Here is a 16,445-nt window from a genome sequence, read left to right as displayed (position 1 = left end):
CGCCGGCCCGCGCAGGGAGGGGCAGAGGTCAGCACGCATGAACCGACGGATGTTCAAGAGCAAGATCCACCGCGCGACCGTGACCCACGCGGATCTGCACTACGAGGGCAGCGTCACGATCGACGCCGACCTCCTGGAGGGCGCCGACATCCTGCCCTACGAGGCGGTCGACATCTGGAACGTGACGCGCGGCTCCCGGCTGACGACCTACGCGCTCGCGGGGGCGCGCGGGTCGGGCGTCGTCTGCATCAACGGCGCCGCGGCGCACCTCAATCAGCCCGGCGACCTCGTGATCATCGCGACGTTCGCGGACATGGACGAGGCCGAGGCGCGGCGGCACGAGCCGCGGGTGCTCCGCGTCGACGGGCAGAACCGGCCGCTGGCCGCTCAGCCGCCCGAGGCGCCGGGGCCGCTCGCGCCGAGCTGATCGCGCGCGTCACCCGGCGTGCGGCAGCGCCCGCGCCACCGGCGCGCGGGCGAGCCGGACGAAGCGCGCCGAGAGGACCCCCGCGGCGGCGACGAGCCCGGCGGTGAGCCCGAACCAGAGGCCGCGGACGCCGAGATCGAGCCCGAAGGCGAGCCCGATCGACAGCGGCAGGCCGAGGCCCCAGTGGGCTCCGAGGCTGGCCCAGAAGGGGAACCGCACGTCGCCCGCCCCGCGCAGGGCGCCGGCGGCGACCGCCTGGACGCCGTCGAACAGCTGGAAGAGCGCGGCGATGCGGAGCAGCGGGACGCCGATGGCGAGCACGTCGGCGTCCGGGGTGAACGCGCCGATCAGGGCGCGGGGGAACGCGGCGTACGTCGAGGCGCTCACGCACATGATGCCGGCGCCGAGCAGGACTCCGAGCAGGCCGGGGCGCAGCGGCGACCGGCCCGCGCCGATCGCGTGCCCCACGCGGACGGCGGTGGCGCCGCCGACGCCGATGGCGCCCATGAACGCGAAGGCGGCGAGCCCGATCGCGATCTGGTGCGCCGAGATCACGGTCGCGCCGAGCCGCCCGGCGAGCAGCGCCGTCATCCCGAACACGCCGACCTCGGCGAGGAGCTGCAGCCCGATCGGGACGCCGAGCCGGTAGATCACCGCGACCGGCACCGCGCTGTCGTCCTCCTTCTTCCCGGGCGACGCCGCGCGCCGGCGCTGCGCCGAGAGGAGCACGATCGATGAGAGTACCACGCTGGCGAGGCTCGCGGCGAGCCCTGCGCCGAGCGCGCCGAGCTGCGGCAGGCCGAGCGGCGGCAGGCCCACCCAGCGCAGCGCCTCGTCGCCGCGGACCATCAGGTTGCAGGCGACGAGGTTGACGGCGTTCGCGGCGATCACGGCGACGAGCGCGGGCCGCGTCGCGCCGTGGGCCTGGAGGAAGCTCTTTCCGGCGAGGAAGACCGGCCAGAGGAAGATCCACAGCGCGTGGCCGAGGATGTACCGGCGGACGCCGGGGACGAGCGCCGGGTCGACGCCCATGGGCGCGAGCGCGGAGGTCGCCGCGAGGGCGGCGCCGAGCGCAACGACGCTGACGAGCAGGCTCGCGCGCAGGGTCGCGCGCAGCGCCGCCCACGCCTGGCCGGGGCGGCCGGCGCCGATCGCCTGCGACGCGAGCGGATCGAGCGCGGCCGAGATGCCGATCCCGAGCGCGTTGCACGTGTGGACGATCGTCCTCCCCATCGCGCAGGAGGCGAGCTCGTTGACCGAGACGCGCCCCACGATCGCCACGTCGACGAGCGCCATCGCGACGAGCCCCGCCTGCGCCACCGCGATCGGCAGCGCGAGGCGCGCGAGGGCGCGCAGCTCGGACCGCGCGCCGTCGGCGGCGAGAGGGGAAGAAGCGAGGTTCACAGGGGCACCGGAATCGCAGAACCGAGAAAGGGCGCCACCCTAGCGCACCGGGGGCAGCGCGCTCGCCGGGGTGGCGCCGGAGGTGAGGCGCATGGGGGAAAGATCAACGATCTTCCGGGGTTCCTGTGAGCTCGACGGGTCAGATCGAGAGGAGAAGACAGCGCAAAGGCGCAAAGGCGCAAAGGCGTAAAAAGGAAGAAGAAGGGTCAGTCGCAGAAGAAAAAGACGACGCTCGGAGGCCGAGAGATTTTCTCTCTCTCTCTTGCGCCTTGGCGCCTTGGCGCCTTGGCGGTTTTTCTCTCTTGGCGCCTTGGCGGCCCTCGTCTCTTCGTCCCGCCAGACCTCACCAGGCGAGGTGGGCCCGCCCGTCGACGTACACCCGCTTCGCCTCCTCAAGCCCCGTCGACTCGACCTCCACCACGCGCAGGATCCCCTTCACGGGCCCGAGCGCGACGTCCCTCCCCGCCTCGAAGCGCTGCGCCCGGACCAGGACGCGATAAGCCTTGTCGAGCAGGAGCGCCCGCTCGCGCGACGGCGCCACGAGGTACGCGAGATCGCGATCTCCTCCTCGCGCCCCGCGCCGCACCTCCGCCTCGTCGAGCGCGCCGCCAGGGAAGAAGCGCGCGAGCATCTCCTCGTTCCCTCGGTAGTCGTCGGCCGCGCGGGCGCGGCGCAGGTAGGTCAGGACCTCCGGCTCCGCGTGGCCGGCCTGCGGCACGTCGGGCATGCCGCGCAGGTCCTGGTGCCGCCAGCCGGCGGCGCCGGGCACCTTGCGCGCCAGCGAGAAGGTGTGATCCACCGTGACGCCCACGGCGCCGTGGCAGCCCATGCACGCGCGGTGCTCCTCCGCGGTCTGCAGCCGCAGCCGGCCCTCCTCGTCCTCGATGAACGCCTGGATCTGCCAGCCGAACGCGTTCCGCAGGCCGACCTCGGGCGCGCCAGGGTGGAACGGCGGCTGCCCCTCCTCCTTCTCCTCGGCCTCGCGCTCGTACGCGCGCGCGATCGCCCAGTCGTCCGGCTCGTCGACCTTCCGCGCGTAACGCAGCTCCTTCATCCGCGCAGAGAGCAGCGTCGCGCGGTCCGGATCGAGGTACCTCACCGAGTGAAGGAGCTCCGCCCCGCGCGGGTAGATCCACGCGCGAACCGGGACGCCGGCCGCCCCGCCGACGTACCGCGCGGGCAGGCGAAGGACGCGCGTCACCGCGGGCTCGATCGCGCCGTCGCCGTCGAGATCGAAGCCGGCGAGGAGCTCGCTCACCGGCTCGACCTCCCGCCCTGCAGCCGCCTCGGCGGGCGGCGCGTCGCCCTCCCTGGGCAAGGGCGATGGGGACGCGATCGCCGCCTCGAGCAGCGCGAGGTTCAGCTTGTAAACCTCGCGCGAAGGCGCGCCGGAGGCGTCCTCGCGGAACACGGCCGGCAGCCGGATGAACACGTCGCCGGCGCTGCCGTTCGTGGGCCAGAAGCTCCCCGGGAACGGTTTGTACCGCACCGCCCGGAAGCCGCTCCCGTCACGCGCGAAGCCCTCTTCATCGAAGCCGGCCTCGAGGTCGAGATCGGGCACATAGCCCGGGTAATCCGGGCGCGCGGCGAGCGCCTTGCGCAGCGGCGCGTAGTTGTCCTCCCGGATGTAATCGAGGATCTCGGCGTCGCTCGTCCGGGCGGCGGCGGCCGAGAGGTCCTCGAGCAGGTGGGTCCAGGGGTTCCTCCGCGCCGCGTCCGAGAAGCTGTACGCGCGCTGGAGGTCGTGATCCGCGAGCGTGTTCGGGCCGATCCCGATCGTGTGGCACGTCCAGCAGCCGTTCGCGCCGCCCGCCGTCACCGCGTAACACATCGGCGGGATCGACGCCTCGGGGTTGCCCGCGTGCCCCGCGCGCGCGACCGCGGTGGCGAGCGGATCGTAGTCGCCACCGCCGCAGCGCGCGGCCGCGACGAGGACGGCGGACATCGCCGCGAAGGTCAGGGACGCGGACAGCAGGCGTTCGTGGCGACTACGCATGGAGCTCACTCGGGCAGGAAGGTGAGCGCGATCACGCTCGAAAGGGCGCCGTCGCCCTTCGGCCAGGTGCTGTAGGCGTTCTCGCCGGGGTGCTGCACGGACATGAAGATCGAGCCCATGTCGGGCGTGAAGGACGGGCCGGTCGCCTCCGCGTCGCTCGGCATGGCCACCACGCGGAACGCCTTGCCGAAGCTCGGCTGGACCACGCCGGGCTGGCCCTCGCGGTGGGTGGGATCGAGATCGAGGTAGTAGAGCGCGTCCGCGTGCGCGGCGACTCCGACGTTGCCATCGGTGCCGAACCACACGCCGCCCTCGCGGTCGAGGAGCAGGTTGTCCGGGCAGGAGGCGTCGAAGTCGCCCTGCGCCTTCGAGCCGTGCCACACCTCGAAGTACCGGAACGCGATCGACGCGCCCGGGTTCGCCGGATCGGCCTCCTCCAAGGCGAGGAGCCAGCCCACGGCGTCCGCGCGCTTCGGGGACGTTGTCGCGTGCGTCGCCGGATCGTGGAGCTTGCCCTCCTGATCGAGCGCCGTCTGCCCCGTGTGGTTGGTGAACGCCACGTAGATCCGCGGCGTGCCGCTCGGGTCGCGCGGGTTCCACTCGATGTCCTCGGGCCGGTTCAGCTCCATGATCCCGACCTTGTTGCTCGCCGTGAACAGCGCGCGCGCGACGTCGCGGTCCGTCTCGAAGCCGCCGATCCCGTTCCAGTTGACGTCGCGCAGCGCGGCGCCGACGGTCCTGGTCGCCTCGCCGAGCGCGGCCGCGTTCGGCGCGACGGCGGCGCTGTCCACCGAGAGCTCGATCCACTGCCCCGTGCCGGGGGCCGCCTCGGTCGGGGCCGCGCCGGTCGCGAGCAGGGTGTTGCCAGTCCTGTTGTCGAGCCCCGCGAGGTGCGCCGCATAGAGCTTGCCCTCGTCGAGCAGCCCGCGGATCTCCGCCCGCGCCATCCCGGCCGTGTAGTTGCCGGCCGTCACGTACTTGTAGATGCGGCCGCCGCGGCGATCGTCGGTCCCGTAGATCACGATCGGCTGCCCCGGCACGAGCTTCCAGTCGCCGTCGACGGCGAACGTCGCTGCCTCCCAGCGGGCGCGGCCCATGAAGCCGTATTTCTTGTGGCCCGTGCCTGCCTCCGTCTTGCCGTCGTACTCGCCACCGGGCTTTCCGGGGTCGATCTCGGTGAGATAGCCGTAGTGGTCGCGGGGTTGCCGGCCGTTCGGATCCGAGATGCGCCCGAACTCCGCGCTGGTGCTCGCCTCGAAGATCGGGCTCACCCGCGCGCCCGGGTCGAAGCCCCGACCGGTGAGGAACCTCTGATCGCTCGACCAGCTCGCCTCGAGATCGCCGTAGTAGTCCTGCACGTTCTCCTCGGCGGTGATCACCGTGCCCCAGGGCGTCTGCCCGCCGGCGCAGTCGCCCATGATGCCGGCCACGATCCCTTCGTGGAGCGGCTCGCCCGTCGTGTCGTCCTTGCCCGGGCTCGAGAGCTCGTGCCCCGCGATCCGGCTCAGCGTCTTGCTCGTCGCGTCGTAGCGAACGGCCTTCGCGCTCCGGTCGACCGACCACGCGCCGGTCGCCGGATCCTGCACGGTCCGGAGCCAGGAGCCTCCGACTTCCCTCTTCTCCCAGCGAATGTACGTGTCGACGTCCTCCTGCGACCAGACGCTCGCCTCGACGTCGTTCGCGAGGACGCCGAGCTTCTTCAAGTGCCGCGCCAGCGTGAGGTGCTGCCCGGTCGGCGCGGAGGTGGCCGTCGGGCTCCTTCCGGAGACGTACTCGTGGTTGACCCAGAGCCAGCCCGCGGTGCCGGAGCCGTTCCACTGCGGCGCGTTGTCCGCGGTGACGGACCACCCCTGGCCGAAGAAGGCGGTGTAGTCGTTGTTGGCGCCGAACCGGGGCGCGTCCGGCGCGGTGCTGAAGGTCAGCGGATCGAGCCAGGTCACCACGACGTCCGAGCGCACCCCGGCGAGCGTCCGGAGGGTGTCGGTCGCGGCCGCGTCGAGCGGGAACTGCTCGCCCGCGGGCAAGGCGCCGGCGGCGAACATCTCCACGCGCTCCTTCACGTAGTCCGCGAGGCTCGCGGCGTGGGTCCGCGGCGGCGCGTCCTCGCCGGGATCGCCCTTCGGCCCCGGCTGCCCGTCCTGGACCGGCCCGCCGTCGGCGCCGTCCGCCCCGTCCCGGCCCGGCGCCCCGTCCCGGCCCGGCGCCCCGTCCCGGCCCGGCGCCCCGTCCTCGCCGGGAGCGCCATCCTCGCCACAACCGCTCCCGATCGCGGCAAGGCCACTCGCGAGCACCAGGAGCAACGCCGTCCTCAGGGTCCGCCTCGTCATCATCGCATCCTCTTCGCTGGGGATTGGCCGGAGACGATGCCCGCCGACGGTGACGCCCCGGTGCGACGAGTGCGACAAATTCTTGTCAGACGCCACGCGGATCGCGCGGCGCGCGATCCGCCGCTCGTCGCTGAAGCGCGAGATCAGGGCGGGAGAGCGCGCGAGATCACCAGCGGAGGCGCCGCATGGCACGCCGACGCCGCGGAGCTCGCCGGCGCGGCGCTACGCATCGTCGTCGTCGTCGGGCACGACGACGTCTTGACCGAAGCGCGCGCGCGCCTCGAGCAACTCCTTGTCCGAGATCCAGGTGCGCTCGCAGCTGACGAGCGGCGCGACCTGATAGACGTCCTTGCGCTCCTCACCGTGTCCGTCCTCGAGGACCCGGACCACCTCATGATGGAAGCCGCAGGAGGGGCAGAGCGCTCGCATGAAGGGTCACTAGAGTGCAGGCGCGCTGGGTGCAAGGCCCTCCCCCGGCGGCGCGCCCGTGGACGAGCGGCGGCGGGGGAGGTCAGCGCGCGAGGGAGGGGAAGCGCGGAAGGAGGGGGTCGCCCGGCTCAGGCCGCGGCTTTGGCGCCGACGGCGGCGGCCTTCTCGTCGCCCGAGTGGATGCGCATCCCGTAGAAGGAGCGGTACACGAACACCGTCGAGAGCACGAAGAAGATGGCCGCGAGCACGAGGCTCGTCGTGCGGTCGATCTCGATCGCCAGCTCGACCGCGAGGAGGCCGAACAGGGTCGTGAACTTGATGACGGGGTTCATCGCGACGGACGAGGTGTCCTTGAAGGGGTCGCCCACGGTGTCGCCGACGACCGTCGCCGCGTGGAGCGGCGTGCCCTTCTCCTTCAGCTCCACCTCGACGAGCTTCTTCGCGTTGTCCCAGGCGCCGCCGGCGTTCGCCATGAAGATCGCCTGGTAGAGCCCGAAGAGCGCGATGCTGATGAGGTAGCCGATGAAGAAGAACGGCTCGAGGCAGGCGAAGGCGAGCGTCGAGAAGAAGACGCCGAGGAAGATGTTGAACATCCCCCGCTGCGCGTACTGCGTGCAGATCTCGACCACCTTCTTGCTGTCGGCGATCGAGGCCTTCTCCACGCCCTCGAGGCGGATGTTCGCCTTGATGAACTCGACCGCGCGGTAAGCGCCGGTCGAGACCGCCTGGGTCGACGCGCCGGTGAACCAGTAGATGACCGCGCCGCCCGTCACGAGGCCGAGCAGGAACGGCGGGTGGAGCAGCGAGAGCTTGTCCACGTTGATCGTCAGCTTGCTCGTGAGCACGACGATGATCGAGAAGATCAGCGTCGTCGCGCCGACGACCGCCGTCCCGATGAGCACCGGCTTCGCCGTCGCCTTGAACGTGTTGCCCGCGCCGTCGTTCTCCTCGAGGAAGTGCTTGGCCTTCTCGAAGTTCGGGGTGAAGCCGAAGTCCTTCTTCAGCTCGGCCTCGATGTTCGGGACGCTCTCGATGAGCGAGAGCTCGTACACCGACTGCGCGTTGTCGGTCACCGGGCCGTAGGAGTCGACGGCGATCGTCACCGGGCCCATGCCGAGGAAGCCGAACGCCACGAGGCCGAAGGCGAAGACGCTCTCGGCGATCATGAGCGCCCCGAGGCCCATCATGGCGAAGAAGTACGAGATGCCCATCAGCACGACGAGGACGATGCCCATCCAGTACGCGCTGAAGTTGCCGGCGGTCAGGCCCGCCAGCACGTTCAGCGAGGCGCCGCCCTCGCGCGACGCCGTCACGACCTCGCGGACGTGGCGCGACTCGGTCGAGGTGAAGATCTTGATCATCTCCGGGATGATGGCGCCCGCCAGGGTGCCGCAGGTGATGATCGACGAGAGCTTCCACCAGAGCGTCGGGTCGCCGCCGAGGTTCGGGATCATGAACGCCGAGACGGCGTACGTGAGCACGACCGACACGATCGAGGTCAGCCAGACGAGGCGCGTCAGCGGGGCCTCGAAGTTCATCTTGTCGGCGTCGCCGTAGGACGCCTTGGCGATCGCCTCGTTGAGCAGGTACGAGCCGATGCTCGCGAGGACCATCACGATGCGCATCACGAAGATCCAGACGAGGAGCTGGACCTGGACGCCCGTGTCGGGGACGGCGAGGAGGATGAACGAGATGAGCGCGACGCCGGTGACGCCGTACGTCTCGAAGCCGTCGGCGCTCGGGCCGACCGAGTCGCCGGCGTTGTCGCCGGTGCAGTCGGCGATGACGCCCGGGTTGCGCGCGTCATCTTCCTTGATGTTGAAGACGATCTTCATGAGATCGGAGCCGATGTCGGCGATCTTCGTGAAGATGCCGCCCGCGATGCGGAGCGCGGAGGCGCCGAGCGACTCGCCGATCGCGAAGCCGATGAAGCACGGGCCGGCGTAGTCGGCCGGGATGAAGAGCAGGATCATCAGCATGAGCATGAGCTCGGTGCTGATGAGGACCGCGCCGATGCTCATGCCCGCCTTGAGCGGGATGGCGTACGTCGGGAACGGCTTGCCCTTGAGGCTCGCGAACGCGGCGCGCGAGTTCGCGAACGTGTTGATGCGCATGCCGAACCACGCGACGCCGCAGCTGCCGGCGATGCCGACCATGCTGCTCAGCAGGATGACCACGACCTTCGTGGCCTCCATGTGGCGCAGCACGCCGAAGTAGAGGACCATGACCCCGCCGATCAGGACCTCGAGGAGCAGGATGAACTTGAACTGCGTGACGAGGTACGTCTTGCAGGTCTCGTAGATGAGCTCCGAGATCTCCCGCATCGCGCGGTGGACCGGGAGCTTGTTCAGCTGCGAGAACGTGACGAGCCCGAACACGAACCCGAGTACGCAGACGCCGATGCCGCCCAGGAGGAGCGTGCGGCCGTCGATGCCGCCGAACGACTGGGAGCTCAGGTCGGGGAGGATGAGATCGGATTCACTGGCGCTGGCCAGCCCGCCGCTGAGCAGCAGGGCGAGCGCGGCGAGCCCGGCCAGCAGCGGTGCAAGCCAGGCCTTTCGAGACCGGATGACGTTCATGGACGGTGTGCCTCCATCGCAAAATCCGAGGCCGGGGGCAGCGCCATCGCCACCCGCAGCTTCGTGGTTCCGAGGGGTTGGCCGCCTGCGTAAAGGGGAAGGGAACCGGCGCGCTGCCGGAGGGGTTCTTGCTCTAACGCCGACGCTTCAGCACAGCCTCGCCCCTCAGCGACCGGTGGTGTCGGGGTACCCAGTGCTGCCGGGCAAGCCTCCACCGTGACCAGGACCGCCGAGGCGCGCGCTAGCTACCATGCGTCGCAGACGCCGTCGAGAGGGTGCGATGCATGCGCAGGACAAGAGCCCTTGTCACCGCCGCGGCGTCGGGCGATCGCGTAGGGAGATCGCGCAGGAAAATGAAACGGAGCGCGCGGGGTCGCGCTCCTCCGCGGATTGTCGTGTTCAGGCGGCGTTCAGCGCGCGTTCAGTTGCGCTCGGTCGCGGTGTTCAGGCGCCGGTCCGAGCCGGAGAGCCGTTGATCCGAGCCCGAGTCCGCGTTGGGGCTGGCGTGCGACGTGAGGAGCTCCGCCACGAGATCCCGGCATTCCGGTTTGTTGCGGAGGTGGCTCAGGAGCAGGTTCGAGGCCTCGCTGAACGATTTCTCGTAGGCGAGCCCCTCGCGCGTGCGCGCGGCGACGCGCTCGCGCCCCTGCGCGAGATCCTCCTCGAGGGCCTCGGCGTAGCGGGCGAGCTGGGCGCGGAGCTCGTCGATCTGGCGGCGCAGGTCGCGCGCGTTCGCCTCGCGCGTGTTCTTCTTGTGCTCGTAGCGCCCGAGCTGCTCGCGCTTCGCCTGCGCCGTCGCGCCGGCCGCGCCCGCGCGCTCGTAGACGAGCGGATCGTGGTTGCCCTGGCGGACCGCCACGTCCGCGAGCTGGCGCCCGGACAGCGCGAGCTTCTCGGCGGCGGCGAGCTCCACGCGGACCTTCTCGACGTCCTCGCCGTCGGCCATCGCCTCGCGCATCACGCGCGACTCCTCGTGCGCGAGCTCCTCGACCTTGCGGCCGATCTCGGCGCGCAGCGCGCGGCCGCGGCGCTCGAGCGCCTCGAGCTTGCGGGTGAGGCTCGCGACCTCGCCCTCGAGCTTGTTGGCGCGCGCGGCCAGGTCCCAGGCCTGCGCGAGGCCGTTCTGGACCTCCTGCGGCACCTGCCCGGACGGATAGGCGCGGGAGACCATGCGTGAGAAGAGGGCCGCGCGGCTCGCCCACTCGATGACGCCGGCGGTCTGCGGCGGCGGCGGCGGCGGCGGCAGCGGCACGCCGTCGCCGCCCTCGACCTCCCACGCGTGGGCCGGCAGCCCGCGCTGGAGCGCCTTCAGCTCCTCCTGGAGGTGATGGGCGTCGCGGTAGCGCTTGCGGATGTCCTTCTCGAGCAGGCGCAGGACGATCGCCTCGCCCTGCGAGTGCGCGTCGGGGCGGATCGAGCGGGGGCGCGGCGGCGCGTGGGTCCGCTGCATCTCGAGGAGGGTGTCGCGGTCGTTCGCGCGGAAGGGGAGCTGCCCGGTGAGCATCTCGAAGAAGAGCACGCCGAGCGCGTAGAGGTCCGACTGCGCCGTCGCCTCCTCGCCGCGGGCCTGCTCGGGCGACATGTACTCGGGCGTCCCGAAGACCGCGCCCTTCGGGGCGAGGCGCGGGTCGCGCGCGATGGCGGCGAGGCCGAAGTCGAGAATCTTGACGAAGTCCTTCCGGCCGCCGCGGTGGGTGAGCAGGATATTGTCGCTCTTCAGATCGCGGTGCACGACGCCGAGGTCGTGGGCGCGAGCGAGCGCGGCGCACATCTGCTCGAGGATGTCCACCGATCGCGCGATCGGCATCGGGCCGCGCGCGAGCTCCGCCGAGAGCGGCGTGCCGACGAGGTACTCCATGACGAGGTAGAGCTCGCCCTCCTCGGTCTCGCCGATGTCGTGGATATCGATGATGTGGGCGTGGTCAACGCGGTTTGCGGCGCGCGCCTCGCGCAGCATCCACGCGCGGAGATGGGTCTCTCCGCGGAGATCGGGCCGGATGAGCTTCAGGGCGACGACCCGGTCGATCAGCACGTGACGGGCGCGGTAAACGACGCCCATGCCGCCTTCGCCAAGCCGTGCCTCGAGCCGGTACCTGCCGGCCACGACCTTGCCGATCAACGGATCGGTGCTCGAAGCCTTGGGACCTGCCGGTCGCTGAATCGCGCGCTCCATGGTGCCTTCGTTTCTCCTCAGCGCTCCCCAGAAGGGCGGTTCGCGTCTCTCAGGGGGCTTATTGCGCTGTGCGGTGAGTCGGATCGCTCGCTGAAGGTATCCGGTTTGAAACAGCCGGTCTATGGGCCCGCGGTCCGGTTGGGGAGGAATCTGGAGCGCGCTCCGCGTGGAGGTGGGGTGGGAGACCGGCGCCGATTGCGCGCATTCGAGCGTCCACGGATAACGGTGGAGGCGGGCAAGCCTCCGCAGGCGGGCAGCCGGCTGCAGACGGCCGCGCAGGCGGGGGCGCATCGCCTTGCAGACGCGCGCTCCCCGGGCGAGGATCGAGGGGCAAGCGACAGACGAAGCGCGCCCCGGCGCGCTCGCCATGGCGCAGATCTCCAGCGCGGCCATCCGCGGCGACGAGGGCGAGCGTGCCGCCGTGCCGCCGGACGATGTCCGTCGAGATCGAGAGCCCGAGGCCCGTCCCCTGCCCTCGCGGCTTCGTGGTGAAGAACGGATCGAAGATGCGCTGCGCGAGGTCGGGCGGTACGCCCGGGCCGCTGTCGGAGATCGCGACGGCCGCCATGTCCTCGTCCTCGTCGAGCCAGGTCTCGATGCAGATCGCATGCGCGCCGGGCGGGCCCGGCGCCGCTTCGCCTTCGCCCGCCCCCTCCGCCCCGGCCGGCGGGGCGGAGGCCCGCGCAGGCGGCGCGGCGCTCGCCTCCTCCAGCGCCTGGATGGCGTTGACGAGGAGGTTCATGAACACCTGGTTGATCTCTCCGCTCTGGCAGGTGACGAGCGGCAGCTCGCCGTAGCGCTTGATCACCTCGATGCGCGCCTGTCGGAGGCGCGGGCCGAGCAGGAGCAGCGTCTCCTCGAGCCCGGCGTGCAGATCGACGGGCAGCGGCTCGCCGGAGGCGCGCGAGAAGCTCTTCAGGTTCGTCACGATGCGGACGCTGCGCTCGACCGCGCGGTGGACGAGCGTGGAGATGCCGACGAGATCGTCGAGCGCCGCCTCGGTCTGGAGCTGCGCGCGGAGCGCCTCGAGCGCGCGGCGGCGGTCGTCCGGGAGCTCGCGCTCGGCGGCGCGGTAGGCGTCGAGGACGGCGCGGAGCTCGGCGGCGAGCTCCTCGATCGGCTGAGCGGCGCCGGCGATGGCGTTCAGGGGGTTGTAGATCTCGTGCGCGACGCCGGCGACGAGCTCGCCGATGGAGGCGAGCCGCTCGCCATGGATGAGCGCGGCCTGCGCCCGCTTCAGCTCGGACAGGGCGCGCGTGAGCTCCGCGGTGCGCGCGGCGACGTTCTCCTCGAGGCCGGCGCGCTCGCCCTCGAGCTCGGCGATCGTCCGCGACAGCGCCTGCCGCATGCGCTCGACGCTCTCGCCGAGGCCCACGACCTCCTTCGGCCCGGACAGGCGCGGCACCGCGGCGTCGAGCTCGCCGCGCGCGACCTCGTCGGCGGCGCGGGCGAGCTGCGCCATCGGCCGCGACAGCTCGCGCGCCGCCCGCGCGACGACGCCGAGGGCGGCGAGCACGAGGAGGGAGAACGAGGCGAAGAGCGCGGTGATGGCGTTGAAGTCCTCGTCGAAGGACGAGCCGGTCGCCAGCGCGCGGTAGAGGCCGATCGAGGAGAAGAGCGAGAGGAGCCCCGTGAACAGGAGCGGCAGCCCGAAGTCGCGGAGCATGCGCCGCCGGAGGGGCATCGGGGCCGCGCCGCCGCGCTCGGGCGCGCCCGTCCACGCGCGCAGGAGGTCGACCGCCCGCGCGACCGAGTCCTTGTGCCACGCGCGCTGGTAGAACGAGACGCCGAAGGCGAAGAGCGCGCCGAAGCCGAGCTGCATGAGCGCGTCGGCGACGCTGAAGGTGGCGCCGGGGCTGAAGGTGGCGCCGGGGCGCACGTAGGCGATGCCGATCGCGGTGCACCCGAGCCACAGCGCGAAGTTCAGGGAAGCGAGGACGTCGGGGAGCCGCTCGGCGCGGGTGAGGCCGCGGCCGAGCAGGGCGCGGTCGCCGGACGGGCCGGCCCGGAGGGCGGCGACGATCGGGCGCGTGGCCGGGCGGACGGCGAGGGTGAAGCCGAGGGTGCCGGAGAGCGCGAGGAGGGGGACGACCTCGAACCACGCCTGGAACACGACCTGGCTCTGGGTGCGGAGGAACGCGACGCAGAAGAGCAGCATGACATGCCCGCCGACGATGCCGGCGGCCGTCGCCGACTCGGCGAGCCTCGGCCGGAGCGCCGCGGCGAGGGCGCGCGCCGAGTCGGCCTCGGAGGCGCCGCCGTCGGCCGCGTCGGCGCGGAGCAGGCTGCGGTAGATGGCGCGGCGCATGCCGCCGGCCATGACGCCGAAGGCGACGGCCGTGACCAGGAGGCCGAGCCACGAGGGGGGCGTCGCGTGGCCGATCCCGAGCGGACCCGGCCAGGAGGAGGGCGCGGTGGGGGCGCCCCGGAAGGCGAGCGGCGAGACCGCGAGCGGCCACGAGAGGGTGCGGATCGCCGCGGCGATGGCGAAGCCGCGGTCGCCGCGGCGGACGAGCACGCCCGAGAGCGCGGCCGAGAGGGCCATCGAGGCGAGCAGGAGGATCGCCGGCCACGGCGTGGTGAGGGCCGCGGGGACGACGGCGGAGAGGAACAGCAGGGCCGAGAACAGCTCCCAGCCGGTCGCGACGAGCTCCGCGCGGGCGCGCGGCGCGCGCGGGGCGCGGAGCTGGGAGGGCGGCGGGGGGCTCACGGGGAGGGCGGCATGGAAGCGCAGGGCGCGCGCCATCGCAACGGCGCGCGCCTTGGGGCTACTGCCAATGAAGCGTCGCCCGCCCGATCGCCGTGAAGGGCCACCCCGGCGAGTAGTGGATCCCGGTGACCGCAGCCGGCTCGTACGGCAGCCGCGAGTCGCTCGCGAACTGGACCTCGCGCCACGTCGTGTCGAGGAGGTTCTGGATGTCCACGGCCGCCTCGACGTTCCTCCACCGGAGCCCCGCGTTCGCGTCGACGACCGTGAACCCCTCGGCGGTGAGCGACTCGTCCTCGGTCGCGGGCCGCGCGCCGATCGCCTTGACCCGCAGCGCGGCGAACGGCGTGAACGCGCCGAACGTCGGGCGGACGCCGACCCCCGCGGTCAGCGTCCGGGTCGGCGCGAGGGCGACCGCGCTCGCGTTGCCGGCGTTCACGCGGAAGCGCGCGCGGGTGAAGGTCGCGTCCACGTCGGCGAAGAGCCAGCTCCCGAGCCGGTAACGCGCGCCGATCTCGACCCCGTAGCGCCGCGTCTGCCCCGACGCCTCGGTCACGCCGGCGTCGCCGCTCCAGACCAGCTCGGAGTCGAGATCGAGCAGGAACCCGGCCGCGCTCAGCGAGAGGCCGCGCACGGGCGCGACCCGCGCGCCGACCTCGTAGCCCATCGCGGGGGTGATCAGCGTCGCCGCCCCCTGGGCCAGCACCACGCCCCGGGCGTCGTTCGAGTGGAAGCCGCGCCCGTAGTGGGCGAAGAGATCGACCCCGTCGATCGGCGAGACGATCGCCGTGAGCTTCGGGAGGAGCTGCATCTGCCCCTGGACGCCGCTCGACCTGTTCCCGGTCGCCTGGAGGTCCTCGCGCAGATCGTCCACGTTGACGTCGATCCACTGCCCGCGCGCGCCGAGCACGAGGCGGAGCCAGCGCCGGAGCCGGGCGTCCTGCTCGACGTAGACGCCGATCTGGCCCTCGTCGATGTGGGTCCGGTCCCTCTCCTCGAGCCGCTCGCGCGCCTGGTCGTGGTGGAGCGACTTGTCGATCCCGTCCGCGCGGAGCTGCGCGCCGAGCGAGGTCGTGAACCTCGCCCCCCCGAGCTCGAACTGCTTGCGGAACCGGAGATCGGCGCCTGCGACGGTGCGGTCGTCGTTCTGCTCGATCTGGTCGCCGTGGTCGGGGTCCTCGCTGAAGAACGTGAAGTTCGAGTACAGCGTGAAGCGATAGCTGAGGAGGTAGGCCATCGCGCTCAGGTCGGCGTCCCGCCACGCGGTCGAGAGGGAGACGGACCCCATGTGCCGCGCGGTCGACCCGCCCTCGGTCGGATCGACCGCGCCGAAATGATCGATGCACGGCTGTCCGAAGGCGGAGGGCGGCGGGTTCAGGCCGCCCTGCTCGCCCTCGCCGCACACGGCGCGCGCCGGGATCTGGCCGGAGCCGGACCAGGTCGACCCGTAGGACATCCAGGTCATCTGGACCTTCCCGGTGCCGCCGAGGTCGTGCGTCGCCCTCAGGAACACGTTGAAGCGCTCGAGCTGCTCCGGATTGAGGAACGGCCCGTCGTTCCGGTAGACCTCCGCCGCGGTCACCGCGCGCCAGCCGTCGCCGAGATCCGGCGAGGCGATCACGAGGCCGCGCAGGATGCCGTACTGCCCCACGCTGAGCTGCGCGGTGCTCTCGTCGAGCTTCTCGGCGAAGCGGAGGTTGACGGCGCCCGCCGTGCCGAAATCGCCGATGCTCGCGTAATAAGGCCCCTTGTAGCCGTCGAGCCCTGTCACGAGCTCCGGGATCATGAAATAGAGGTCGGTGAAGCCGTGCCCGTGGCCGTGGCTGACCAGGTTGACGGGCACCCCGTCGACGAAGAAGGCGACGTCGGTCCCGTGGTCCGCGTCGAAGCCGCGCAGGAAGTACTGGTTCGCCTTGCCGCCGCCGGCGTGCTGCACGGCGAAGAGCCCGGGGACCGCCTCGAGGATGTCGCCCGGCCGGAGCCTCGGCCTGAGCTCGAGCTCGCGGTACCCGACCGAGACGCGCGATGCGGCCTCGCTTCCCGGCTTCTCCGCCTGCACCGTGACCTCGAGCGCGCCCCCGTCCGCGGGCGCCTCGGCGCGCGCCGGCCGCGCGGCGGCCAGCAAGAGGGCCAGTGCGGCCATCCGACCGAGCGGATGGCGGTGTGCGTGGCCGATCGTGACCGTCTCGCGGAGCATTCATGTCCTCCTTCGCTGCAATCGCGCGGAGCGGCGGCGGGCCGCTCGTGTCGAGCTCCGCGGGGAGGAAAAGGCGAATCCGGCGCGATGCGCTGGACCGACCTCTCGCCCCCACGGGCGACCGAAAGGCATCGCGGGGGGCGGTTCGGGATCCGGGACGTGCGCAGAGATGCACCGGCTCGGACCTAACCGCCTCCCTCGAGGCT

At 72.0% G+C, this 16,445-nt stretch carries 9 protein-coding genes; 1 reads left to right on the top strand and 8 read right to left on the bottom strand.

Annotation, left to right across the window (positions count from 1 at the left end; genetic code table 11):
* Nucleotides 1-37 precede the first annotated feature (37 nt).
* Complete coding sequence (gene panD, locus WMF17_RS05665) at nt 38-427, top strand: aspartate 1-decarboxylase (RefSeq protein ID WP_437578539.1); 390 nt, start codon at nt 38-40, stop codon at nt 425-427.
* Between the two features lie 9 nt (nt 428-436).
* Here the strand turns inward: panD and WMF17_RS05660 are convergent, their stop codons facing one another.
* The 8 genes from WMF17_RS05660 to WMF17_RS05625 all read right to left on the bottom strand — a co-directional run bounded on the left by WMF17_RS05660 (nt 437) and on the right by WMF17_RS05625 (nt 16,239).
* On the bottom strand, nt 437-1,831 hold the full coding sequence (locus WMF17_RS05660) for an MATE family efflux transporter (RefSeq protein ID WP_437600915.1): 1,395 nt from the start codon (nt 1,829-1,831) through the stop codon (nt 437-439).
* A 343-nt stretch (nt 1,832-2,174) separates the two neighbouring features.
* Nucleotides 2,175-3,827 carry a hypothetical protein gene (locus WMF17_RS05655; RefSeq protein WP_437648568.1) on the bottom strand — a complete coding sequence of 551 codons (1,653 nt, stop codon included), beginning with the start codon at nt 3,825-3,827 and terminating at the stop codon, nt 2,175-2,177.
* Between the two features lie 5 nt (nt 3,828-3,832).
* Nucleotides 3,833-6,157 (bottom strand): alkaline phosphatase PhoX, encoded by a 2,325-nt coding sequence (locus WMF17_RS05650; protein ID WP_437600912.1) that lies wholly within the window; start codon nt 6,155-6,157, stop codon nt 3,833-3,835.
* Between the two features lie 219 nt (nt 6,158-6,376).
* Nucleotides 6,377-6,583 (bottom strand): hypothetical protein, encoded by a 207-nt coding sequence (locus tag WMF17_RS05645; protein WP_437600911.1) that lies wholly within the window; start codon nt 6,581-6,583, stop codon nt 6,377-6,379.
* 128 nt (nt 6,584-6,711) lie between these two features.
* Nucleotides 6,712-9,162, bottom strand: coding sequence for a sodium-translocating pyrophosphatase (locus WMF17_RS05640; RefSeq protein WP_437600910.1), 2,451 nt, complete (start codon nt 9,160-9,162; stop codon nt 6,712-6,714).
* Nucleotides 9,163-9,583: 421 nt separating this feature from the next.
* Entirely contained in the window at nt 9,584-11,335 is a 1,752-nt protein-coding gene (locus WMF17_RS05635) for a protein kinase domain-containing protein (protein WP_437600909.1), read from the bottom strand.
* A gap of 58 nt (nt 11,336-11,393) precedes the next feature.
* On the bottom strand, nt 11,394-14,081 hold the full coding sequence (locus WMF17_RS05630) for an ATP-binding protein (RefSeq protein ID WP_437648566.1): 2,688 nt from the start codon (nt 14,079-14,081) through the stop codon (nt 11,394-11,396).
* Between the two features lie 22 nt (nt 14,082-14,103).
* On the bottom strand, nt 14,104-16,239 hold the full coding sequence (locus WMF17_RS05625) for a TonB-dependent receptor (RefSeq protein WP_437648564.1): 2,136 nt from the start codon (nt 16,237-16,239) through the stop codon (nt 14,104-14,106).
* Nucleotides 16,240-16,445 lie beyond the last annotated feature (206 nt).

This window comes from Sorangium sp. So ce362, assembly GCF_051519845.1.
Classification (GTDB): Bacteria; Myxococcota_A; Polyangia; order Polyangiales; family Polyangiaceae; genus Sorangium.
Note: the sequence above shows the minus strand (reverse complement) of the source record. Positions and strands in the feature narration are given on the sequence as shown.

Bases quoted from the DNA above. Each gene is read 5' to 3' on its own strand.
- WMF17_RS05655 (WP_437648568.1), bottom strand. From the start codon at position 3,827: ATGCGTAGTCGCCACGAACGCCTGCTGTCCGCGTCCCTGACCTTCGCG.
- WMF17_RS05650 (WP_437600912.1), bottom strand. From the start codon at position 6,157: ATGATGACGAGGCGGACCCTGAGGACGGCGTTGCTCCTGGTGCTCGCG.
- WMF17_RS05630 (WP_437648566.1), bottom strand. From the start codon at position 14,081: ATGGCGCGCGCCCTGCGCTTCCATGCCGCCCTCCCCGTGAGCCCCCCG.
- WMF17_RS05635 (WP_437600909.1), bottom strand. From the start codon at position 11,335: ATGGAGCGCGCGATTCAGCGACCGGCAGGTCCCAAGGCTTCGAGCACC.
- WMF17_RS05640 (WP_437600910.1), bottom strand. From the start codon at position 9,162: ATGAACGTCATCCGGTCTCGAAAGGCCTGGCTTGCACCGCTGCTGGCC.
- WMF17_RS05645 (WP_437600911.1), bottom strand. From the start codon at position 6,583: ATGCGAGCGCTCTGCCCCTCCTGCGGCTTCCATCATGAGGTGGTCCGG.
- WMF17_RS05625 (WP_437648564.1), bottom strand. From the start codon at position 16,239: ATGCTCCGCGAGACGGTCACGATCGGCCACGCACACCGCCATCCGCTC.
- panD (WP_437578539.1), top strand. From the start codon at position 38: ATGAACCGACGGATGTTCAAGAGCAAGATCCACCGCGCGACCGTGACC.